This is a genomic window from Roseofilum sp. (assembly GCF_982964205.1).
The window spans coordinates 13,721-18,393 of sequence record NZ_CEZBFX010000101.1; the positions used below are offsets into that span (position 1 = coordinate 13,721).

Below are 4,673 nucleotides of genomic sequence, written 5' to 3' on the forward strand. Positions count from 1 at the left end.
GCACCCTCGATCCCCTATTTGCTCAAACAAAACCCGGTGTAGCGGAAGAAAATATCCAATCTCGGATTCGGGGAAACCTGTTAATGGCGATCGCCAATAAATTTGGTCATCTGCTTCTCTCTACTGGTAATAAATCGGAGATGGCAGTCGGATATTGTACGCTCTACGGAGATATGGACGGCGGTTTAGCGGCGATCGCCGATGTTCCCAAAACCCGCGTTTATAGCCTCTGTCGTTGGCTCAACCAGCGCTCAGGAAAAGAGATTATCCCCGAACATATCTTAGTTAAACCCCCTAGTGCCGAACTCAAACCCGATCAATGCGACCAAGACTCTCTCCCCGATTATGATATCCTCGATGATATTCTCCATCGCCTGATCCACGATCATCAATCTCCGGAAACCATAGCCGATGCAGGTCACGATCCAGCCATCATCAATAAAGTGTTACACTTAGTCAAACGGGCTGAATTTAAGCGTCGCCAAGCACCTCCTGGCTTGAAAATCACCTCCAGAGCCTTCGGTACAGGATGGCGAATGCCGATCGCCGCCAAAGGTATTCCCAGTTTAAGGAGTAAAGAGTAAGAACTACGGAAAGCACGATCAGAGGTTTTAAGACATGATCCAGAACGTGACTCAAAATCCCCAAAAGCTATTCACGTTTGAAGACTATCTCTTTTACGAAGGAGAACCCGATGTTCGTTATGAACTGGTTGGAGGAAAATTAGTACCCATGCCTCAACCGACGTTTTACCATGCTAAAATTTGTGACTTTTTAGCGTATCGATTACAGCGCTATTTTTCTGAAGAACAACTCAACTTAGTGGCAAAAAACTCGGCAGTTGGAGTGAGAACCGCCGACATTTCCTCTCGGATTCCTGATGTAGCGGTATTCGATCTCAATCTCTGGCAAGAAAGTAGCGATCGCGCCGGATCGGCTATCCTCGATTTTAGTGAAAAACCCCTTCTCGTCGTCGAAGTCGTTAGCACCAATCGTCGGGACGATTATTTAATTCAATCCAGCGAATACGCCATTGCTGAAATTCCTGAATATTGGATTGTCGATCCCAAAAAGAAAAGAGTAAGAATCTTAACCCATCCCATCCGCGACGAAGGCTATACTTGGGTGGAATTTGCTGAAGGAGAAACCCTTAATTCTCCCCAATTTAAGACCCTGAAATTATCCGTGTCGGAAATATTTAATCCTCCGGCTGTGGAGAATTTAATCAATCAGGAACGCTCCCAAAGTCAACAGTTTCAACAACAGGCAGAAGCCGAGCGTGCGCGAGCAGAGAAACTCGCCCAAAAACTGAGGGAAATGGGAATTAATCCAGAAGAATTCTAGCAAGAGTAGAGGGCGTTATCCCTCTTCTGTCACTTTGGGAAAAAAGAGATTTAAACCCTGATTCTTTCCTTGGCGATAATGCTCCGCCTCGCGATCGCGGGCTGTAATGACTGAAATTTCCGCTTCGCGGACATGAAACGTCAGCATTTCCAAGAGTGACAGCAGAGAGATACAGCGCTTTGCGCTGTAACGGAGTACAGTCTCATTGAGATCAGTCATTGCGAATGGAACGAAGTGGAATGAAGCAATCGCAAAATCCCCCAATCTTGGCGATTGCTTCCCTGCGGTCGCAATGACAACTCACATCTATGATCAACATAGTACCTCATAGCAGCGCGAAGCGCTGTATAATAGGAGTAATATTCTCTGAAGTCACTTTAGTCTATGGCATTGCTGGAACAATATATACACCATATTTACTATAGTGTATTACCCATTAAGGAATTGCCAATTTTATCGGCAATTCCAGCAATCCAAGCTTCATCTTGCTTCGTATAACTGCGCGGTGCATTCGCACCTAAAATCATCACACCATTTTCTCCCAAGGGTTGACAAATAACTCCTTGTGTGTTCTCAGGTAAATAATCAAATTCAATTTTGCCAGGATAAATATTGAGATTGACTAAATAAACCGGTTTACCTTTATCTAGAACCCGTTGCACAATGGGGCCGGGTTTAACCTCAGACTTTGGGCCTAAAATACCTCGGCGCAGCAGCACTTGACCTTGATAATAAACCACCAGCGATCGCCCCGCCGTATTCGTCAGCAATAATTGGGAAGCCCACGCTAACTCAGTTTTGACAACATCCGGTAACTCAGGAGAGAGTTCAAAGCCCTCTTCTCCAATTAATTGCACCCGTTCTGGAGGCACAGGTTGAATCTGTTGCCAGAGTAATCCGGTTAAAATTAGCAGGGCGCTAATCATCACGCCTACCACATCAGAACGGCCTTGGGAAGGCGTTAATTCTGGCGTGAATAACCGATTCACCATTAACAGTGTTCCCCCAATTATGCCCACAATAATCGGCAATAGTCGTAAAACTTGGTTCGTATCGGTGCGTTTGACACTCAAGGCAATTAATAGAGCACTTTGCGCTCGCAGAAGGGTAATTGAAAAGTCTATTGTAGGGAGGAGAGTTACCCCATCCCTACTTAAAGAATTATGGCTTAAATCGATAAGCCTAAGTTCAGACCTAAAAAGGCATGAACGAACAACAATGCCAATGCTGCCGTACCCAAATAAGCATGAAGAGTACGCAAAGAAGGTTTATTATCGCCCCCAAACTTGGTAATTGAAATTGCGCCATTGAGACCCAACAGCACTAAGACAATTGAACCCGTCCAAAAGTGGGGACTTTCAAGAATAGGCTGTCCTTGCATCACCAAGGATAAAACCCCTCCGGTATATCCGAGGCCTAAGAATAAGGTTAAAAATGGGGCTAGTTTGCGGTGATTGAGCTTATTTTGAGTCGCCACCTCTTCATCCGTGGCACTTCGTCCGCGCCATCCAGCAACAGCCACAAACGTGCCTAACACAAAAACGACAATACCCATCATTAGAGGATGTCCCCAATGGGTTATGGGTTCAGGAATGCCCAAGCCAGCGAAATAATCGGCAATGGGGTTAACAATCGGTTGCAGAAGGTCTCTAATGGTGTCCATGGAGTAATCCGAGTAATGATTTGGTCAAGTGATTTGCTATTCCTAGACTTTAGGATTTAAAAGTCTGTGGGGTTGTTTCTGAAGTCTTGATAAGACCTCAATACTTTATTAGTGTAAACAGCAATGTCCCCTTGGTTATACAAATTTGGATTACCCGAGACCCACCAAGCTGCCGTTCTGCGGATGGCAAGGTTTTCATCTTGGGCACTTGTGTCATATTCTTCAGCTAGAACATCCCCAACAATACAAACCAAAACAGTTCTGGTTTGATCTATATTGGCGGCAAACGCTTCTGGGGTTACGGTTTCCCCCAAACACCATTGAGACCATCGGGTAATGTTGTTAGCTCTAATTTTCCACGGGCCATAGAGAATTTCTGCGGTTTGCCCTTGGGGGGCAGATACTCGCAGAGCTTCGACTAGGGCTATAACTTTATCGCGGGGTAGCTCTGCTAAAGCAGGCAACAGCCACAGGACTAGGCTGGCAATCGCCCCTAGTCCTCCTAATCTCCAATATTTAGTTTTCACTCCTCATCACCTGTTAATGGTTAAGTTTGATGCTCACACTTTTTAAAGCATAGGCTTAACCATATAAATGAGCCACCCATTCCCCATAGCCGTTATAGTGTAGAGTCGGTTGTCTGGGCCAACTGAATGCAGATCCATCACTAATGAGCCGTTCCGTCGCTTGAGACCATCGGGGATGGGGTTTATCCGGATTTACATTGGCTTCAAAGTCATATTCCTTCGCATCAATCGTATTCCAAAACGTCGCTGGCTGAGTGTCCAGAAATTCAATTTTGACAATCGATTTTGCTCCCTTAAAGCCATATTTCCAAGGAATCACTTGACGAATGGGAGCGCCGTGCTGTTTGGGTAAGTCTTGACCATAAATTCCTGTGGCAAAAAAGGCTAATTCATTAGCCATTTCCTCAATTCGCAATCCTTCCGTATAGGGCCAGGGAAGAGGCGAAAACAGATTCCCAGAGGGGCCGGTACTAATTTCTTTATCATACCAAGAGGTAAATCGCACAAATTTAGCCTCAGATGTGGGTTCAACCGCTTCGATCAGTTTGCGCATGGGGAACCCTAACCAAGGTACAACCATTGCCCAAGCTTCCACACATCGAAATCTATAGACGCGCTCTTCTGTTTCAAATTTATTTCGCAGATCGTCCATATCATAGGTTTGGGGATTTTTGACCAATCCTCCAACTTCTACTTTCCAGTTTTCTGTGGGCAAAGCTTGGGCTGCTTGCTGAATCGATTTGGTGGTGCCAAATTCGTAAAAGTTATTGTATTTAGAAGAAAGGGATTGGGGAGTAATCTCCAAATCTCCCTTGAGAAACTCTGGATTTTGAGCGATCGCCTCTGGCGTAGTATAACCCGATCCCATATTAGTCGATTGATTTTGCTGACCACAAGCGGTTAACGGGAGCAAACTGGCGGTAATGCCGGCTCCCATCAGTCCCTTGAGCAATTTCCGACGATTCATGAATACGGATTCTGGGGTGATCTGGCGATCGGGTATATCCCAGATTTGGGGAACTTTGATTAAAGTCATGACAATTCGTGAGTACAGCGATTCTCTTTTCTATGGAGTACAGCTTGAAGCCTTAAACCCTAAGCAATGCAAGCTATTGCTAGAGGGTCTATTGCTAGAGTGC

General features: G+C 45.4%; 7 protein-coding genes. 2 read left to right on the forward strand and 5 right to left on the reverse strand.

Annotation, left to right across the window (positions count from 1 at the left end; genetic code table 11):
- The coding region (gene nadE, locus AC3A14_RS19340; RefSeq protein ID WP_487779111.1) for an NAD(+) synthase at window positions 1-584 on the forward strand (584 nt) is incomplete at its 5' end.
- Between the two features lie 34 nt (window positions 585-618).
- Window positions 619-1,344 (forward strand): Uma2 family endonuclease, encoded by a 726-nt coding sequence (locus AC3A14_RS19345; protein WP_318735673.1) that lies wholly within the window; start codon window positions 619-621, stop codon window positions 1,342-1,344.
- Window positions 1,345-1,359: 15 nt separating this feature from the next.
- On the opposite strand, the gene AC3A14_RS19350 is transcribed toward AC3A14_RS19345, so the two are convergent.
- The 5 genes from AC3A14_RS19350 to msrP all read right to left on the reverse strand — a co-directional run bounded on the left by AC3A14_RS19350 (window position 1,360) and on the right by msrP (window position 4,570).
- Entirely contained in the window at window positions 1,360-1,563 is a 204-nt protein-coding gene (locus tag AC3A14_RS19350) for a hypothetical protein (protein ID WP_318737406.1), read from the reverse strand.
- A gap of 200 nt (window positions 1,564-1,763) precedes the next feature.
- Complete coding sequence (locus tag AC3A14_RS19355; protein WP_318733379.1) at window positions 1,764-2,417, reverse strand: cofactor assembly of complex C subunit B; 654 nt, start codon at window positions 2,415-2,417, stop codon at window positions 1,764-1,766.
- A gap of 95 nt (window positions 2,418-2,512) precedes the next feature.
- Window positions 2,513-3,007, reverse strand: a complete 495-nt coding sequence (locus AC3A14_RS19360) for a DUF4079 domain-containing protein (protein WP_318700365.1) — start codon at window positions 3,005-3,007, stop codon at window positions 2,513-2,515.
- 56 nt (window positions 3,008-3,063) lie between these two features.
- Complete coding sequence (locus AC3A14_RS19365) at window positions 3,064-3,534, reverse strand: hypothetical protein (RefSeq protein ID WP_318733380.1); 471 nt, start codon at window positions 3,532-3,534, stop codon at window positions 3,064-3,066.
- A gap of 55 nt (window positions 3,535-3,589) precedes the next feature.
- Window positions 3,590-4,570 (reverse strand): protein-methionine-sulfoxide reductase catalytic subunit MsrP, encoded by a 981-nt coding sequence (gene msrP, locus AC3A14_RS19370; RefSeq protein ID WP_318733381.1) that lies wholly within the window; start codon window positions 4,568-4,570, stop codon window positions 3,590-3,592.
- Window positions 4,571-4,673: the final 103 nt, after the last annotated feature.